The sequence below is a fragment of the Serinicoccus chungangensis genome (assembly GCF_001483745.1).
GTDB classification, from domain to species: Bacteria; Actinomycetota; Actinomycetes; order Actinomycetales; family Dermatophilaceae; genus Ornithinicoccus; species Ornithinicoccus chungangensis_A.
In genome coordinates, this window is record NZ_LQBL01000032.1 from 12,325 (window position 1) to 29,858 (window position 17,534).

Consider the following 17,534-nt stretch of genomic DNA (forward strand, 5'->3'; position numbering starts at 1 on the left):
ACTGCCCGGCCCCAGTCGGCCTCCTGCATCGACATAGGTCCACCCTCGGCCAGCGGATCGTCGATGTCGTCGCAGGGTGCCGGGCGCAGGAGCCCTCCTACCCCCTGCCCCTCGTGCAGTAGTGCCGTGTGCGTCCCGAACTCCAGCGTCCTCGTGTGCTCGATCATGCGTCCTGTCCTCTCTGTCGTGGTCTCTCACTAGGTGCCGCCCGTCGGGCCTCAGTCGGTGTCACTCGCCCTCTGGGTCGCCCTCGCCCGTGCTGGGCGTGATGATCCGCAGGGCCAGGTCATTGGCCCAGCCGTTGCGCTCGAAGGCCAGTAAGGATCGGTCCGGCTTCGCCTTGGAGCCGCGCCCGCGTGGCGCGCAGGTGATCGCCCCGAACAGGTGGCGTAGCAGCTCGCGCCGCCCGTCCTGCCCGCGCTCCCGGTCCTGCCACCACGCGAGCATCCCCTCACGGTCCAGCTTATCGACGGCGAGCCCGCCACGCCCCCGCTCCAGGCCCTCCAGCTTGCCCTCGACCTCGGCCAGCTTGGCAGTGGTCGCCGCCTGCTCAGTCCTCCACTGCTCGCGCGTCAGCAGCCCCTCTCGCCTGTCCTCCAGCAGCTCGCCCACCAGCCCTCGCAGGCGCTCCACCTCGGCGCGAGCGGCGTGGACCTCCTCCGTGATCCCTTCCCCCTCCGAGGCGGGGTGGAAGCTCGGAGAGGAAAGCAGTGCAAGGGCCGTCTCTGACAGGTGCTCGTCCAGCCACTCGCGCGGCCAGGCGTTGCATCGCTTCGTGCAGCAGTAGTACCGATACGTCTTGCCACGTTGGGTCTGGCTGAACACGCGCATAGCGCCGTCGCAGCTCGCGCAGAACAGCAGGCCGGTCAGCAGGCCGGTGCGCTTGGTGCTCGCCGCCTGGCGTCGCCCCGGCCGGGTCAGCTCGCGCTCCACTCGTCGGAACGTGTCCTCATCGACTAGCGGCGCCCAGGTGCCGTAGGTGTCCAGCTCCGTGTGCACACCCCCACCCTCTGAGCGGGTCAGCTTGCCGATGTTGCGGGGATGGATCAGCAGACCCCGCACCGTCGTCGGCCTGAACTCCCCGCCCTCGGGCTTGTTCCTGGTCTCAGTAGTCCTGACGCCTGCCTCGCGCCAGGCGCGAGCAATACCGGCGATGCTCGCACCCTCCAGCACCTGGGCATAGGCCCGGCGCAACAGCGCGGCCTCGCTCTCGCGGAGAGTCCCGTCCATGTTGTAGCCGAACGGTCGCCGGACCCAGAACGGACGCCCCTGGCGTCGCCTCTGCTCGTGGGCCGAACGCTGGCGCTCTCCCTTCTGCTCGGTTTCGTAGGTCGCCCACGCGGTGACGGTGCGGGCGACGGCGCGACCGGCAGGGTTGGACAGGTCCAGCTTGCCTCCGGCCACGGTGTGCACGTCCACGCTCAGCTCCAGGACACGCTCCAGCTCCGGCGTCAGGCGGACCAGCCGGTCCAGGTGCCAGCAGACGATGCGCTCGGGCTTGCTCTCCAGCAGACGCTCAAAGGCTGGCCGCAGCTTGCCGCTCGTCGCGCTGATCGAGTTGTCCACCAGCACCTCCGAGACCTCCCATCCGCTGCGCTCGCACAGCTCCCGACACTCTCGCTCCTGGCGCTCGACCCCGGCCCCCTCGCCCGTGGCGTCCAGGCTGATCCGGGCGTAGATCGTCGCCGTGCTCATCGAGCCACCCCCTTGGCGTCGGCCCTCGGGCTACGTCGGTAGGTGGAGACGGTGCCGTCTCCCGTGATCCAGAACCGCCAGGGCACGTCGGCCGCACGGGACACGCCTACGCGCGGACCCGAGCTGATCGTCTCGACCGGCTTACCCGGCTCCAGCCACACGGGAGACTCCCGGTCCAGCAGGTCTGTGCCGTAGTCCTCCCCCGTGATGCCCAGCGCGCGGGCTAGATTGCCCGGCCCGCTCGCCAGCTTGTGCGCGGGCAGGCTCCCCCGTCGCTCCAGCGCTAGGGCCTCCCCCTCCACTACCTCGCCAGCTCGCAACAGCACGGCACTGGCGATGCCCTCAGTCCCAGTAACAACGTTGCAGGCCCAGTGCGCCCCATAGGCGCGATACACGTACAGCAGTCCCGCCCTGCCGAACATGGCCCGTGTCCGCTCGGTCTCACCCCGCCAGGCGTGCGAGGCCGGGTCATCGCCTCCGGCGTAAGCCTCGGTCTCGGTGATGCGCAGGACGGTGCGGCCCTCGGCAGCGTCGCGCACCAGCAGGCAGCCGAGAAGGGCGCACGCCACCTCGGTGGCCGAGCCACGAATCTGTATGTCCATATCGGCATCGTAGGCCGTGGCTGAGGTAGACGTAGAGGTGGCCCGCCGGCCCGAACATCACGCCGGTGCGCGCCGTCGGCCCCCGGTAGGCGTGCGACCCGGGGTCGGAGGTGCCGGCGTAGGCCTCCACCTCGGTCAGCCGCACGGACACCCCGTCGTGGGTGAGGACGCACCCGAGCAGCCGAGGAGCGACGTCCAGCACCGGACCGGACAGCTCGGTCCGCCAGACCGTCCTCCCGCTGCCGCCCCGCACCTCGGACGGCGCGACCGGGCGGTCAGTCACGGATGGCGGGCATCTCGCGCACCCAGTGCCGCAGCCGCGCGAGCTGCTTGAGCAGGTGCGCCCGCTGCTCGGTCACCCGGACGGGTGCCGTCCCGCCGTGGGCGTTGCGCGAGGCCAGGGAGCCGGGGACGGTGAGCACCGACCGGACCCCCGGGTGCAGGTGCGGACTGATGGAGGCCAGGGCGGCGTCGTCCAGGTCCTCCAGCCCCATCCCCCGCTCCTCGCAGTGCCGCACGCACGCGCCGGCCACCTCGTGGGCGACCCGGAACGGCACCCCTTCGCGCACCAGCCACTCGGCCACGTCCGTGGCCAGCGAGAAACCCTGCGGCGCGAGCTCCTCCAGCCGTCCGGGGTGGAAGGTGAGGGTGGCCACCATCCCCGAGACCGCGGGCAGCAGCACCTCCAGGGTGTCGACCGCGTCGAACACCGGCTCCTTGTCCTCCTGGAGGTCGCGGTTGTAGGCGAGCGGCAGGCCCTTGAGCGTGGCCAGCAGCCCGGCGAGGTCACCGATGAGGCGGCCCGCCTTGCCGCGCGCCAGCTCGGCGACGTCGGGGTTCTTCTTCTGGGGCATGATGCTCGAGCCGGTCGAGAAGGCGTCGTCGAGCGTGACGAAGCCGAACTCCGCCGTCGCCCAGAGGATGACCTCCTCGGCGATGCGTGACAGGTCGACCGCCGTCATCGCCATGACGAAGGAGAACTCCGCCGCGAAGTCGCGCGAGGCGGTCCCGTCGATGGAGTTGTCGACGGCCCGCGGCATACCCAGGTCGTGGGCGACCGACTGCGGGTCGAGCCCCAGCGAGGACCCGGCCAGGGCGCCGGAGCCGTAGGGCGAGACCGCCGCGCGCTGGTCCCAGTCCACGAGCCGCTCGACGTCGCGCACCAGGGCCCAGGCGTGGGCCTGCAGGTGGTGCGCGAGGAGCACCGGCTGGGCGTGCTGCAGGTGGGTCCGCCCCGGCATGGCCACCTCGGGGTGGGTCGCGGCCTGGTCGACCAGGGCCTGCACCACCTCGAGCACCCGGGCGCCGAGCAGTCTGGCCTGGTCCCGGAGGTACATCCGGAACTGCGCCGCGACCTGGTCGTTGCGCGACCGGCCGGCCCGCAGCCGTCCTCCCACCTCCGGCCCGGCGCGCTCGATGAGCCCCCGCTCCAGCGCCGTGTGCACGTCCTCGTCCGTGTCGAGGGCGACGAACTCACCCGACCCGAGGTCGGCGAGCAGCTGCCCCAGGGCCGCCAGCATCGCCTCGAGGTCCTCGTCGGACAGCAGGCCGGCCCGGTGCAGGACCCGGGCGTGCGCCCGCGAGCCGGCCAGGTCGTAGGGGGCCAGCCTCCAGTCGAAGTGCGTGCTCTTGCTCAGGGCGGCCAACGCGTCGCTGGGGCCGCCGGTGAAGCGGCCTCCCCACAGGCTCACGGTCATGTCACCAGTGTGTCAGGTGGCGTCGCGCTGATCGGGCTCGGCCGCCAGCGCGAGCAGCCGGTGCGCCGTGTCCGGGCCACCCGCGGGGTCCGTGGTGATGACGAGGATGGTGTCGTCCCCGGCGATCGTGCCCAGGATGTCCTCGGCGTCGCTGCGGTCGATGGCCGAGGCGAGGAACTGCGCGGCGCCCGGCGGCGTGCGCAGGACCACCTGGTTGCCGACCGAGCGCGCGCTGACGAGCAGCTCCTGGCAGAGCCGGGCGAGCCGGTGGCTGACCTCCACCTGGTCCTGGGCGGGCCGGGGGGTGTGGTCACCGCCCTCACCGGGCACGGCGTAGACCAGCTGTCGCCCGCGGCGCACCTTGACCGCGTCCAGCTCGACGAGGTCGCGGGACAGGGTGGCCTGGGTGACCGAGATGCCGTCCTCGGACAGCAGGTCCAGCAGCTGCCCCTGCGAGCCCACCGCGTGCCGTTCCAGCAGGTCGCTGATGCGCTGGTGTCGCGCGGCACGGGTCATGGGGATGGAGCTCACGATGCACGACTATACCGACGTCTGCAAGATTATACACCCAGGGGGGCACCCGGGAGAGCGCTAGCGTGCACCCATGGCGCACCCGCTCATGGTGGACCCGGACAGCCCGCTGCTGGGGCGGCTGCGGGCGCTCTGCCTGGCGCTCCCAGGGTCCGCGGAGAAGACCAGCCACGGGCACCCGGCGTTCTTCACGGTGAAGGTGTTCGCCTACGTCGGCGCCTCGGTCAAGGTCGACGGGGCGTACGTCCAGCACCCGGACTCGGTGGTCGTGAAGCCGCACCCCGACGAGGCGCGGGCCCTGCTGGAGCAGCCCCGGTGCTTCCGGCCGGCCTACCTCGGCCCCGCCGGCTGGGTGGGCGTCGACCTCGACGACGACAGCGACCGGCTCGAGGTCGCCGAGCTCGTCGAGGAGTCCTACCGCGCGACCGCCCCCCGCACCCTGGTCACCCGGCTGGATGCAGGTCGGGGATGACGAGGACCCCGAGGGTGGGGTCCCTCGGAGGCACCCCGTCCCCGGACGAGCGGCGTGCTCACGTGCTCACGACCCGGCGCCACCCCAGAGCTCCTGCAGGAGCCGCACGGCGGCCTCGCCGCGGGAGCGCTGGAAGGGACGCAGGGTGGGCAGCCCCGGGGCGGCCGGGCGCCGGGCCGCGTCGAGCAGGTAGCCGCCCAGCCCGGCGACGACGCCCAGGACGTCCTCCCGGGTGGCACCCAGTGCCTGCAGCGCCGGTAGGTGGCGGGGCAGGTCCACGTCGCCGACCGCCCGGACGTCCACCAGGAGCGAGGTGGCGTCGAACCAGGCCGCGCCGCGGCTGGCCCACGGCCAGTCGACGACCCTGACCCGGCCGCCCGGCTCGACCAGCAGGTTGTCGGCCCGCACGTCGGTGTGCACGACGGCGTCTCCCGAGAGCCGGGCGAGGATGCGCAGGGACAGGTCGTGCAGCTCCGGCAGCCGGGGGGCGAGCCACGGGTCCAGGTCGGGAGGTGGGTCCTCGACGACCCGTGCCCAGCAGCCGAAGGGCTCGGCCAGCTCGGTCGGCAGCTCCGGCCAGGAGCGGGGCGCGGGGTGCTGGGCGACCTCCCCCAGGGCGTCCAGGGCGGCTGCCAGCTCGTCGGTGGCCCATGGTGCGTGCGGGTGACGGCCGTCGACCACCTCGGTCATGACCGCGACCCACCCCTCCTCGTCGAGGACCCCGAGCAGGGCCGGGGCGACGTCGAGACCGTCCGCGGCGAGACCGGCGAGCACCGCGGCCTCGCGGCGGTGCAGACCGGGCGAGTCCGGGTTGGGGTGGGGGCCGACCGCCTTGACGAAGGCCCGCCCGCCGCCGCCCGTGCGGACCCGGTCGGCCGAGCCCGGGGAGAAGCCGCCCGGCTGGGAGACCGCCTCCACGACGGGGCCGCCGAGGACGTGTGCGGCCCAGTCGTGCACCACGGTCGGCAGCTCGGCCCAGCGGAGACGGACGCCGAACTCCTCCACGTCAGGTGGCCAGCGGGTCGTCCTCGCCCCAGGGGCGCAGCCGGAGCATGCGGGCCCCGTCGGGGAGGCCGCGGGCCGACCAGTCACGCAGGGTGTCGAGGTCGTCGGCGCCCGCCCGGACCATCCGGCCCGAGAAGCCGTCGAGCTCGCCCGAGGCGAAAGCCAGGAGCAGGTCGGTCACGTCCCGTGGAGCCGTCCACTCCGTACGGCCCTCGTGCATGCGCATCGAGTGGGTCATGTCCGTCTCGACGACGCCCGGCGCCAGGTCGAAGGCCAGCACCCCGTGCTCGGCCCCGGCGGCCGCCACCCCGCCGGTGATGCGGGCCAGGGCCGACTTGGAGCCGCAGTATGCCGTGAGGTCGGCGCGCTCCTTGGTGCCCGACCCGGAGTTGATGTTGACGACCCGGCCACCGCCCGCCGCGATCATGTGCGGCACGACCGCGCGGGTCATGAGGAACGGGCCGCGCACGTTGGTGACCATGACCTGCCACCACTCCTCGACGTCCGCCTCCCAGAGCGGGACCTCGGTCTCGATGAGGCCGGCGTTGTTGACGAGCAGGTCGATGCGGCCGTGCCGGTCGACGACGTCGGCCACGACGGAGGCCACCTGGTCGGCGTCGGTGACGTCGCACGGCATACCCTCGGCGCCCTCGGCGCCCTCGGCGACCGTGCCGGACCGGGACACGCCGACGACCTGCCACCCGGCGTCCAGCAGGGCCGCCACCGCGAGGGCGCCGATGCCCCGCGAGGCCCCGGTCACCAGAGCCACCCGCGCGCTCATCGCTGCACCGCCCCGTGGTCCTGGGCGGCCCGGCCGACGGCGGCGTCGCGGGCGGCGTTGACCTCCTGGGTGGTGAGCGTCCGGTCCGGTGCCCGGAAGTGCATGCGGAAGGCCAGGGAGTGACGGTCCTGCGCGACCTGGTCGCCGGCGTAGACGTCGAAGAGCTCCAGGCTCTCCAGGAGCTCGCCCGCCCCCGCCTGCAGCGACTCCTCGACCGCGCTGAAGCGGACCCCGCGGGGCACCTCCAGCGCCACGTCCGAGGTCGCGAGCGGGTGGGTGGACAACGGGCTGGCCTGGGTGCGGTGGTCGCTGGCCGCGACGAGGACGTCGAGGTCGAGCTCGGCGGCACTGGTGCGCGGCGGGAGCCCCAGGCGTTGGACCACCGTCGGGTGGAGCTCACCCGCCCAACCCACCAGGGTCCCGTCGACCAGGGTGAGGTCGACGCAGCGACCCGGGTGGAAGGACGCCCTCTCGCTCTGCTCCCGGCGGACCTCCACCCCCAGGGCGTCGGCGACGGCGTGCGCCCACCCGACGACGTCCACGACGTCGACCGGGCGACCGCGGCCCCACCAGCCGGACCGGTCGGCCTGGCCGGCGGCCATGACCGCCACATGCCACGGCTGCGCGGGCACGGCGGAGCGGATCTGGCTCAGGACCTCGTCGTCGGGCTGCTCGCCGACACCGGGCACGGGGGCCAGCATCTCCCCCGAGGGCAGCGTCACGCTGTCGATCTCGAAGAGCGCGACGTCCCGGCTGCCGCGGGAGACGTTGCGGCGCAAGGCCTCCGGCAGGGTCTGCAGCAGGGCGGTCCGCAGCAGCGGCGCCTCGTCCGACAGCGGGTTGGCCAACCGCACCGCGTCGCGGTGCGGGTCGCCCTCGTCCAGCGCGAGCTCGTCGAAGCGCTCGGTACCGACGAACGGGTAGGTGAGGACCTCCTGGAGGCCCTGGCCCGCGAGGGCCGTCGCCACCGCCCGACGGGCCCGCTGGCCGTGGGTGAGGCCACGGCCGCCCACCGCCCGCGGGACGACCGACGGGATCTTGTCGTAGCCGTCGATCCGGGCGACCTCCTCGACCAGCCCGGGGGCGTCGGTGAGGTCGGGGCGCCAGCTCGGCGGTCGGACGGCGACCACCCGGTTGCCGGCATCCCCCTGCACCTCGCACCCGATGACGCGCAGGATCTCGCGCACCCGGTCCAGGGCGTAGTTGACCCCGACGTAGCGGCTGGCCAGCGTCAGGTCGAGGTCGACGACCGGCCGCTCCGGTCGCTCGTCGACGTCGGTGACCGCCGGGTCGGCGTGCCCTCCCCCGTGCTCGACGAGCAGGTCCACGGCCAGCTGGGCGGCGGCCGCCGTGACGTCCGGGTCCACCCCGCGCTCGAACCGCTTGGCCGCCTCGCTGGAGAGCCGGTGCCGCCGCGACGTGCGGCCGACCGACCGGGCGTCGAAGTGGGCGGACTCGATGAGCACGTCGGTCGTCACCCCAGGGGTCACCTCGCCGTCCTCGCCACCCATGACGCCGGCCAGCGCGAGCACCCGCTCGCCGCCGTCGGTGATGAGCAGGTCCTCGGGGTCCAGCGCCCGGTCCACGTCGTCCAGCGTGGTCAGCCGCTCTCCCGGGCGGGCCCGCCGGACCACGACCGGGCCGGTGAGGGTGGCCAGGTCGAAGGCGTGCAACGGCTGGCCGAGCGCCAGCATGACGTAGTTGGTCACATCGACCGCGAGCCCGATCGGGCGCATGCCAGCCTCGGTCAGCCGCCGGGCCATCCACTCCGGGGTGGTCCGGGTGAGGTCGATGCCGCGCACCACCCGGGCGAGGTACCGGTCGCAGCCCGGGACCCCCTCGAGCGGGGTCTCGTCGGCGAGCCGCACGGCATACCCCTCCCCCTCGCCGCGGTCGACGGGCAGCGAGGCGGGATCGGTGTAGGCCGCGCCCGTGGCGTGCGAGTACTCCCGGGCGATGCCACGGATCGAGAAGCAGTAGCCGCGGTCCGGGGTGACGTTGACCTCCACGGTCTCCCGGTCCAGACCGAGCACCCCGACGAGGTCGTCCCCCGGGGCCAGCCGCGCGACGACCTCGGCGGGCAGCAGGCGGGGCAGCACCAGGATGCCGTCGTGGTCCTCCCCGATCCCGAGCTCGCGGACCGAGCAGATCATGCCGGCCGACACGTGGCCGTAGGTCTTGCGCGCGCTGATCGTCAGCGGGCCCTGCGGGGTCGGCAGGCTGCCGCCGGGCAGGATGACCGCCACGAGGTCGCCGACCCCGAAGTTGTGCGCCCCGCAGACGATGCCCTGGGGCTCGCCGCTGCCGTTGGCGTCCCCGACGTCGACCTGGCACCAGTTGATGGTCTTGCCGTTCTTCTGCTCCTCCGGGGTCATCTCGAGCACCCGGCCGACGACGAGCGGGCCGCCGACACCGCTGGTGTGCAGCCCCTCCTCCTCCAGCCCCACCGACACGAGGTCGGCGGCGATCTGCTCGCCGGTCACGCCCTCGGGCAGCGTGACGTAGTCGCCCAGCCAGTCGACCGGTACCCGCATCAGATCTCCATCCCGAACTGCGCGTTGAAGCGCACGTCTCCCTCGATGAGCTCTCGCATGTCCGCGATGCCGTGCCGGAACATCGCCGTGCGCTCCACCCCCATGCCGAAGGCGAAGCCCTGGTAGCGCTCGGGGTCGACACCGCACGCGCGCAGCACGTTGTGGTGGACCATCCCGCAGCCACCCCACTCGATCCATCCGGTGCCGCCGCACGTCCGGCAGGGCGTCGCGGTCGGCTCGCCGCGGCAGACGAAGCAGCGGAAGTCCATCTCCGCGCTGGGCTCGGTGAAGGGGAAGTATGCCGGTCGCAACCGGCTCACGATCCCGGCCCCGAACATGGCCTCGGCGAGGCGGTCCAGGGTGCCCTTGAGGTGGGCCATGGTCAGACCCTCGTCGATGGCCAGACCCTCGAGCTGGTGGAAGACGGGGGTGTGCGTGGCGTCGAGCTCGTCGGTGCGGAAGGTCTTGCCCGGCACCGCGACGTAGAGCGGCACCCCGCGCTCCAGCAGCGAGCGCGCCTGCACGGGCGAGGTGTGGGTGCGCAGCACCAGCCCCGCCTTGGCCGGCTCGACGAAGAAGGTGTCCTGCATCTGCCGGGCCGGGTGGTCCTTGTCGAAGTTCAGTGCGTCGAAGTTGAACCACTCGGCCTCGACCTGCGGCCCCTCGGCGATCTCCCACCCCATGCCGACCATCGCGTCCGCCATGCGCTCGGCGGTGACGGTCAGCACGTGGCGACGACCCAGCGGGCGGCGCCCCGGCGCGACCGTGAGGTCCATGGCCTCCTCGACGAGGATGCGCTCGTCCCGCTCGGCCTCCAGCTCCTGCTGGCGCCGCCCCAGCGCCTGGTTGACCCGCCCGCGTGCCTGGCCGACGAGCTTGCCGGCCGCGGCCTTCTCCGGACCCGGCAGACCGCCGATGGCCCGGTTGGCCAGCGCCAGCGGTGAGCGGTCCCCGGCGTGGGCCAGCCGCACCTCCTTCAGCCCGTCCAGGTCGCCGGCCCGGGCGATGGCCTCCAGGGCCTGTGCGACGTGGGCCTCGATGCTCTCCTCGGTCAGCGCGGGCGCCGACGACGCCGGGTCGCCCCCCTCGCGCGGCGACCCTCCCTCGTCGGTGCCTGCGGGCATACCGGCTGGACTGGGGTCATGGGTGGCGTCGGACACCTGCGCAAGTCTAGGTGCGCGCCGTCGGCGCTCACGACCGGGTTTCCGCGACGGACCCCTGCCGGGCCGGATCACGGCCCCGGCCGCGTCCGGCGGCCCTCAGGGGCCGGGCGTCGAGGCGGCGGCGGAGGCGTGCAGGCAGACCGTCGCGGCCATCGCGAGGTTCAGCGACTCCGCACGCTCGATGGGGATCGAGACGCCGACGTCGCACGCGGCGAGCACGTCGGCGGGCATCCCCCAGGCCTCGTTGCCGAGGACCCACGCGTGCGGCCCGCCCAGGTCGGCGTCCGGGAGCGGGACCTCCCCCGCCCCGTCGGCGGCGAGCAGCCGGATCCCGCGCGCCCGGCAGGCCTCCAGCAGCTCCTGCACCGGTGTCCCCACGCTCACCGGCAGGTGGAAGAGAGCACCGACGGTGGAGCGCACGACCTTGGGGTGGTGCACGTCGACGGAGGCGGCGCTCAGGAGCACCGCCGCGGCACCGAAGGCGCTCGCCCCCCGCAGCACGGTGCCCGCGTTGCCGGGGTCCCGCACGTGCGTGAGGACGACGGCGAAGTCCCGGGGTCCCACGGCGTCCAGCGCCTGGTCGAGGGGCACGTCGACCTGCTCGGCGACGGCCAGCACCCCCTGCGGCGAGCCGGTGTCGGCCATCGCCGACAGCACCTCGTCGGTGCACATCCAGGTCGGCACCTCCGCCTCGCGGGCCGCGTCGAGGATCTCGGCATGCCGCCGCCCCGCCTCCGCGGTGACGTAGAGAGCGCGGGTGTGGCCCCCGGCATACCGGAGCAGCTCGCGCACGGCCTGCGGTCCCTCGACGAGGAACCGGCCGGACCTCGCGCGGGCAGAGCGACGCCCCAGCGCCGAGACCTCCCGGACCCGGTCGCTGCGAGCGTTGCTCAGCAGCGGCCGGTCGGAGGCGCTCATGCGCTGGGGCGTCGGTGCGTCGTGCGGCGGCTCAGGCCGCGGACTCTGCCGCGGTGCCGGTGGCCGGCACGTGGGCGCGGGAGAGCTCGACCAGCGCGGCGAAGGCCGGCTCGTCGTGGACGGCGAGCTCGGCCAGCATGCGGCGGTCGACCTCGACGCCGGCGGCCTTGAGGCCCTGGATGAACCGGTTGTAGGTCATCCCGTGGGCGCGGGCGCCGGCATTGATGCGCTGGATCCAGAGACGACGGAAGTCACCCTTGCGGGCGCGCCGGTCGTTGTAGCTGTAGACCAGGCTGTGGGTGACCTGCTCCTTGGCCTTGCGGTAGAGCCGGCTGCGCTGCCCGCGGTAACCGCTGGCGCGCTCCAGGACGACCCGGCGCTTCTTGTGGGCGTTGACCGCCCGCTTCACGCGTGCCACGTGAGTACTCCTTGACTAGTGCTTCAGGGGGTGGGTTCGAGGGGAAGGCGCCCGGTCAGAGACCGAGCATCTTCTTGACCTTGCGGACGTCGCTGGGCGCGACCTCCTTGTCGTTGACCAGCCGGCGCGCGGCCTGGCTGCTGCGCTCCTGGAACTTGTGCACGTGGCGTGCGCGCTGGTGCATGAGCTTGCCGGAACCCGTCACGCGGAACCGCTTCTTGGCGCCGCTGTGGGTCTTCATCTTCGGCATGAGCCGATCTCCTTCGTCGTCATCGTCTCGCCCGGGGTGCCGGGCGTGGTTCTGTGGGGTGTGCCGGTGGCCGCGGGCCCGAGCCGTGGGCCCGCGCCCGCAGGCTCACTGGGCGTCGCCGGCGAGGGCCGCCCCGTCGTCCGTCGGACCGGTGGGCTGCTCACCCTGGGCGCGCTCGGCGTCCCGACGCTTCGCCTGCCGGACCTGGGCCTTCTTGGCGGTCGGGCCGAGGACCATGACCATGTTGCGGCCGTCCTGCTTGGGTGCGCTCTCGACGTGGCCCAGCTCGACCACGTCCTCGGCCAGCCGCTGCAGCAGCCGGAAGCCCAGCTCGGGCCGGGACTGCTCGCGACCGCGGAACATGATGGTCACCTTGACCTTGTCGCCCGCCTTGAGGAACCGCACGACGTGGCCCTTCTTGGTGCCGTAGTCGTGGTCGTCGATCTTCGGACGGAGTTTGATCTCCTTGATGACCGTGTTGACCTGGTTCTTCCGTGCTTCTCTGGCCTTCATGGCGGCTTCGTACTTGTACTTGCCGTAGTCCATGAGCTTGGCGACCGGAGGGCGCGCCATCGGGGCGACCTCGACCAGGTCGAGGTCGGCCTCGGCCGCCAGCCGCAGCGCGTCCTCGACGCGCACGATGCCGACCTGTTCCCCGTTGGGGCCCACCAACCGCACTTCCGGGACCCGGATGCGGTCGTTGATGCGAGGCTCGCTGATGTGCCTGCTCCTTCGTCGTCGTGTCGTGACGACCCCGAGCACCAGAAAGGCCTCCTGGCACCGGGTGCGCAAGAGGCCGACGGCGACGAGCCGCGCGACGGATCGCGAGGACGTCACACCCGCTCGGTGCTCGCACCGGGCGGGACCGGGACCCGGCGACCTGGACGGTCGACGCGGGTGGAGGCGGGGCCTCTCTTGCACGTCGGGCACGCGTACGCCCGACTGGTCACCGTCAAGGGTAGCAGACGGGGGCGGCCCGCCCCGAGCTCTGTCGGGACGGGCCGCCTGGTGGAGGGCTGCTGACCTGGTCGGTCAGCCGGCCCTCAGCACCCGATCTTGCGGAGGGCGAAGTCCTCCGTCACGATCCGGCCCCGCGGCACCCGCACGTCGTCCACCGTCGGACGGTACCCGTCCTTGGCGACGATCGTCTGGTACCGGCCCGTGATCACCCAGTAGGCGTAGGACCCGTCGTCCTCGGTGATGAGGCTGTAGCCGGGCTCGTCACCGCGGTTGGGGGTGAGGTCGACGACCGCCCCTCCGAGACCGACCCGCGAGGTGTCGCACTCGACACCCTCGACGGTGCCCTGCATCTTGCCCCAGTTGCGCGGCGGCGTGACATGCATCGTCACGTCGATCGGCTCGAGGTCCTGCGGGGTGTTCGTCCGGATACCGATGCCGGCGGTGTAGTCGCCCGGCTGGGCGACGTCGGCGTCGGTGGTGACGGTGACCCGCACCCGCTCACCCGGCTCGAGGGTGAACTCCATCGGGTCCACGGTCAGCCAGTCGACGTCCGCCGCGCTCGACCCGCAGTCGTCGTAGCCGGGCAGCTGCTCGGCCACGTCGATCGGGGTGAAGCCGCCGGTGGAGCCACCGACCTTGGCGATGCCGCAGGCCATACCACCGCGGTAGACGGCGGCGCTGCTGGCCGGGATCTCCGACCACTCGCCGGACGCCCCGTCGAGCGCGAAGCTCGCGTTGGTGACGGCACCACCCTGGACCCCACCGTTGACGACCAGCTGGCCGTTGGCGCCAGAGGCCTGGGCGGCCCAGTGGTCGGCGGGGGCGTCGGGCAGCTCGGTCCAGCTGTCGCTGCCCGGGTCGTAGGCGTAGGTGTCGGCGATCCCGCCGGAGCCCGGGTTGCCACCCGAGCACAGCACCTGACCGTCGACCCCGCCGCAGACGACGAAGGCGGCCGCGACCGGGTAGTCGGCCAGCTGCTGCCAGCTGTCGTCGGCCGCGTCGTAGGCCATGACCGTGTCGCTCATCGGCGTGCACTCGGCCGTCGTGCAGCCACCCACCGAGTAGAGCATCCCGTCCAGGACCGCGGTCCCGGCGGCCGACCGGGCCTCCGGCGCCGCAGCCGCCGACGACCAGGAGTCGGCACCGGGGTCGTAGGTGTGGGTGGCGCTGGAGACGCCGCCGTCCACCCAACCGCCCGTGACGACGATCCGACCGTCGACCGCACCGGCGGTGACCGCCGAGGCGGCCTCCGGGAGGGCGGCTGCCTCGACCCACGCCATGGCGGCGGGGTCGTAGCGGTTGACGTCGGCGAAGGCCGCCGAGCCGGTCGTGCCGCCCAGCGTGTACCAGTCGCCGTCGAGGTTCACCACCCGGTTGTCCATGGCCACCCGCGGGTAGTCGCTCAGCGGGGTCCACGGGTCGGCGGCCACCCGGACGGGGTCGGCCGCACCGGTGCTGCCGAACCTGCCGGTGGTCCCGGCCGCCAGCGAGGTCTCCACGTCGAGCGTGACGACCTCACCCCCGTCTCCCTCGTAGCTCGCACCCATGCGCTCGGTGGAGCCGTCGACGCGCAGGATCTCGAACTCGCCGGCCTGCTCGGTCATGGTCACCTCGGCGGCGCCCGACCCGGTGTTGTTCACCCAGAACCGGTGGTTCCGCGTCGACCCGAGCGGCTGGTAGACCTCGATCTCGCTCTCGTCCACGACGACGAAGCCGGAGCCGAGGACGAAGTCCGCGCGCACCGCGTCGGACGCGGCGACGGTGACGTCCTGCGTGGTGGACGCGAAGCCGCGGGCCGAGGCCTCGAACGGGTGCGTCCCCGGGGAGGCCGAGAACAGCCAGTAGAAGCCGTCGTCCAGGTTGTCGTCCGACGGGGTCGCCATCGTGGTACCGGACTCCTCCGGTGCGTCCACGTTGGTGACGGTCGCTCCGACGACACCCTCGCCGTCCTCCTCGCCGTAGACGTTGCCGACCACGTAGCCGCCCTCGCCGGTCGGCGAGCAGGCCCGGTTGCCCAGGAAGACGTCGTCCACCTGCCACCACCAGGCGTAGGAGGCCTGGTGGTAGTGGAAGGCCACCTTGACGTCGGACTCACCTGCCGCGTCGGGCAGCTGCACGACCTGCTCCGCCGGCCCACGGACGGAGTTGTCCTGGCTCAGGACGGTCGTCCAGGTCTCGCCACCGTCGGTGCTGAGCTCGACGTCGGCCAGGTCCGCGCCCAGGGCGTAGAAGTCCTGCTGGAAGCCGACGACGGGCTCGGACAGGTCGCTCATGTCGACGGACGGGCTCACGAGGTAGGTGTCCTGGCTGCCGCCCGACCCGTAGAAGTCGGAGTCGACGACCGCGAAGCCGCCCTCACCACCGGTGAGGTTGCCGCGGTCACCCGGGTCATCGAACCGCCAGTCCTCACCGGTCCCTGCCTCGTCGACGACCTCCCAGCCCTCGGGCGTGGATGCCGCATCGAAGCTCTCGGTCACCCCGTCGACCTCGTAGGCGTACCCGGGGGCGGTGCACGTCGCGGCGTCGACCGGGACGGAGACCTCGAGGCCCTCGCCTCCGGCGGAGGCCTCGACCGTGGTGGAGAGGTAGCCGGGGTACTGCACCTGCACCGTGAGCTCGAAGGTCTCGCCCTCGGGGAGGTCCAGGGAGAACTCACCGGTCTCCGGGTCGGTGTAGGCCGCGGCGGGGGTCCCCTCGGCGCTCACGCGGGCGTAGAGCGGGAAGCCGTAGCCGGAGCCGTCGGTGACGGTGCCCGTCACGGCCCCACTCGGGACCGGCTCGAGCGCCGCGTCGACGGTGGTCGTCCCACCCGGCTCGACGGTGGCGCTCGCGGTCTCGGTGGCATACCCGAACTTGCTCATCGTGAGGTCGTAGTCGCCCGAGGACAGGGTGGCCGAGTAGTCGCCGGCCTCACCGGTGAGCAGCTCGCGCTCGGTGTCGCCCTCGATGACGACGGAGGCGTCGGCGAGCGGGTCGCCGCTGCCGGCGTCCGTGACCGTGCCCTCCAGCGTGCCGGCGTCCCCGATGGGCGAGGAGGTCACGAGCTCGAGGGCGTCCAGCCGACCCTCGCCGAAGACGTTGTTGTCCTCGGCGGTGCCGCCGCACTGCAGGTCCTCGGTGTCGATCGCCGTCCCGTTGAGCAGGTTGCGCGTGCCCTCGACATCACCGACGAGCGCCGGGGCGCCGGACCACGCCAGCGCCACCGCGCCCGCGACGTGCGGGCTGGCCATCGAGGTGCCGCTGTAGACGGCATACCCGTTGCCGGGGACCGAGGAGCGCACCGCGCTGCCCGGGGCGGAGATGTTGGGCTTGATCTCCCCGTCCTGGCCCGCGCCGCGACCCGAGGTCCCGGAGATGGTGTGGTTGATGTTGTAGTTGCCGACGCTGAAGGCCACGATGCGGCTGCCGGGTGACCCCGAGCTCTCGCACGAGGGACCCGAGTTGCCGTTGGCGAAGACGCCGAACTGGCCGCTCGCCGCCCACGCCTCGATGATGTCCTCCATGAAGGGGGCGTTCGAGGGGGCGGTGGTGCCCCAGCTGTTGTTGATGATGTGCGGGCGCTTCGAGACGTCCGGGTTCTCACCCTCGAGGTCGGTGGGCTCGAGCATCCACTCGCCGGAGGCGATGAGGGCGGCGTCGCTCGGGCAGCAGCCGTTGGCGGCGATCCAGGTCGCCCCGGGTGCCACGCCGACCTGGTTGTCCCCGCCGTCGTCCCCGACCATGGTGCCGGTGACGTGGGTGCCGTGCCCGTCGCCGTCCGCCGGCGCGTCCGGCGAGGTGCCGGCGGCGTCGAACCAGTTGTAGTCGTGGTCGAAGGTGCCGTCGCCGTTGTTGCCGCGGTAGGAGTTCACCAGCGCCGGGTGGTCGTACTGCGCACCCGAGTCGATGGTGGCGACGACCACGCCCTCCCCCCGGATCCCGAGGTCGTCCCACACCTCGGGCGCGTTCACGTCGTCGACCCCCCACTCGACGGCGGCCGGGGCCATCTGCGGCTCCTCCACCTTGAGGGGCGGCAGCTCGATCTCCATCGGGGCGTAGATGCCCTCGACGCCCTGCTCGGACGCCATCGACGTCACCAGGTCGAGGTCGGCGGCGTCGACCCGGATGGAGTTGGTCGCCCAGAAGCTGCGGTACTCCACCCCGGCGTCGTCCAGCTCCTGCCGCAGGTCGGCCTGGCTCTGCGACGCGGACGCCTGCAACGCGTCCGCGACCGCCTGCCCCCGCTTGTCCCAGTCGGTGATCGAGGCGAACTGCTCCAGGTCGGGCCGGTCGGCGAAGCGGACCCAGACGTCCGACCGCCCCTGGCTCTCCAGAGCGGCGTCCACCGCCGCCTCGATCTTCTCGTCGGGGCCGGAGGCCACCGACGTCGCGGAGGCCGGGAGCGTTGCCGCCCCCGGGACGAGCAAGGCGCCGGTGGCCAGGGTGGCCCACCAGCGCCGTGAGGATGGTGAATGCATCTACATGCCTACTTCCTTGAGCGGTACGTTCGTCGACGCGACAGGGATGCC

General features: G+C 72.9%; 14 protein-coding genes and 1 pseudogene. 1 reads left to right on the forward strand and 14 read right to left on the reverse strand.

Annotated elements, in window-relative coordinates:
• Positions 1–228 precede the first annotated feature (228 nt).
• The 5 genes and pseudogenes from AVL62_RS14265 to AVL62_RS14280 form a co-directional block, all read right to left on the reverse strand.
• Complete coding sequence (locus AVL62_RS14265; RefSeq protein ID WP_058892334.1) at positions 229–1,695, reverse strand: recombinase family protein; 1,467 nt, start codon at positions 1,693–1,695, stop codon at positions 229–231.
• Positions 1,692–2,297, reverse strand: a complete 606-nt coding sequence (locus tag AVL62_RS14270; RefSeq protein WP_058892335.1) for a DNA-3-methyladenine glycosylase — start codon at positions 2,295–2,297, stop codon at positions 1,692–1,694. The genes AVL62_RS14265 and AVL62_RS14270 overlap by 4 nt, the downstream gene beginning before the upstream one ends.
• 18 nt (positions 2,298–2,315) lie before the next feature.
• Positions 2,316–2,550 (reverse strand): annotated as a pseudogene (locus AVL62_RS16725) (DNA-3-methyladenine glycosylase); the annotation flags it as partial.
• Between the two features lie 22 nt (positions 2,551–2,572).
• Positions 2,573–3,994 (reverse strand): argininosuccinate lyase, encoded by a 1,422-nt coding sequence (gene argH / locus AVL62_RS14275; protein ID WP_058892336.1) that lies wholly within the window; start codon positions 3,992–3,994, stop codon positions 2,573–2,575.
• A gap of 12 nt (positions 3,995–4,006) precedes the next feature.
• The gene (locus tag AVL62_RS14280; protein WP_058892337.1) at positions 4,007–4,510 is read right to left on the reverse strand and encodes an arginine repressor; all 504 of its coding nucleotides are present in this window, start codon (positions 4,508–4,510) and stop codon (positions 4,007–4,009) included.
• Positions 4,511–4,598: 88 nt separating this feature from the next.
• Here AVL62_RS14280 and AVL62_RS14285 point away from each other — a divergent pair, with 88 nt between their 5' ends.
• Positions 4,599–4,997 carry an MmcQ/YjbR family DNA-binding protein gene (locus AVL62_RS14285; protein ID WP_058892338.1) on the forward strand — a complete coding sequence of 133 codons (399 nt, stop codon included), beginning with the start codon at positions 4,599–4,601 and terminating at the stop codon, positions 4,995–4,997.
• Positions 4,998–5,063: 66 nt separating this feature from the next.
• On the opposite strand, the gene AVL62_RS14290 is transcribed toward AVL62_RS14285, so the two are convergent.
• From AVL62_RS14290 to AVL62_RS14330, 9 genes are all read right to left on the reverse strand, one after another.
• The gene (locus AVL62_RS14290; RefSeq protein ID WP_058892339.1) at positions 5,064–6,002 is read right to left on the reverse strand and encodes an aminoglycoside phosphotransferase family protein; all 939 of its coding nucleotides are present in this window, start codon (positions 6,000–6,002) and stop codon (positions 5,064–5,066) included.
• A gap of 1 nt (position 6,003) precedes the next feature.
• Positions 6,004–6,783: an SDR family NAD(P)-dependent oxidoreductase gene (locus AVL62_RS14295; RefSeq protein ID WP_058892340.1), complete on the reverse strand. Its 780-nt coding sequence runs from the start codon at positions 6,781–6,783 to the stop codon at positions 6,004–6,006.
• A complete protein-coding gene (gene pheT, locus AVL62_RS14300; protein ID WP_058892341.1) occupies positions 6,780–9,317 on the reverse strand; it encodes a phenylalanine--tRNA ligase subunit beta in 2,538 nt (845 codons plus the stop codon). The genes AVL62_RS14295 and pheT overlap by 4 nt, the downstream gene beginning before the upstream one ends.
• On the reverse strand, positions 9,317–10,441 hold the full coding sequence (gene pheS / locus AVL62_RS14305; protein WP_083518982.1) for a phenylalanine--tRNA ligase subunit alpha: 1,125 nt from the start codon (positions 10,439–10,441) through the stop codon (positions 9,317–9,319). Before pheS ends, pheT begins: the two co-directional genes overlap by 1 nt.
• Before the next feature lie 135 nt (positions 10,442–10,576).
• Entirely contained in the window at positions 10,577–11,398 is an 822-nt protein-coding gene (locus AVL62_RS14310; protein WP_058892342.1) for a TrmH family RNA methyltransferase, read from the reverse strand.
• A gap of 31 nt (positions 11,399–11,429) precedes the next feature.
• Complete coding sequence (rplT, locus tag AVL62_RS14315; RefSeq protein ID WP_058892343.1) at positions 11,430–11,816, reverse strand: 50S ribosomal protein L20; 387 nt, start codon at positions 11,814–11,816, stop codon at positions 11,430–11,432.
• A 55-nt stretch (positions 11,817–11,871) separates the two neighbouring features.
• Entirely contained in the window at positions 11,872–12,066 is a 195-nt protein-coding gene (gene rpmI, locus AVL62_RS14320; protein ID WP_058892344.1) for a 50S ribosomal protein L35, read from the reverse strand.
• 105 nt (positions 12,067–12,171) lie between these two features.
• Positions 12,172–12,786, reverse strand: coding sequence for a translation initiation factor IF-3 (infC, locus tag AVL62_RS14325; RefSeq protein ID WP_153011821.1), 615 nt, complete (start codon positions 12,784–12,786; stop codon positions 12,172–12,174).
• A 323-nt stretch (positions 12,787–13,109) separates the two neighbouring features.
• Positions 13,110–17,483 carry a S8 family serine peptidase gene (locus AVL62_RS14330; RefSeq protein ID WP_058892346.1) on the reverse strand — a complete coding sequence of 1,458 codons (4,374 nt, stop codon included), beginning with the start codon at positions 17,481–17,483 and terminating at the stop codon, positions 13,110–13,112.
• Positions 17,484–17,534: the final 51 nt, after the last annotated feature.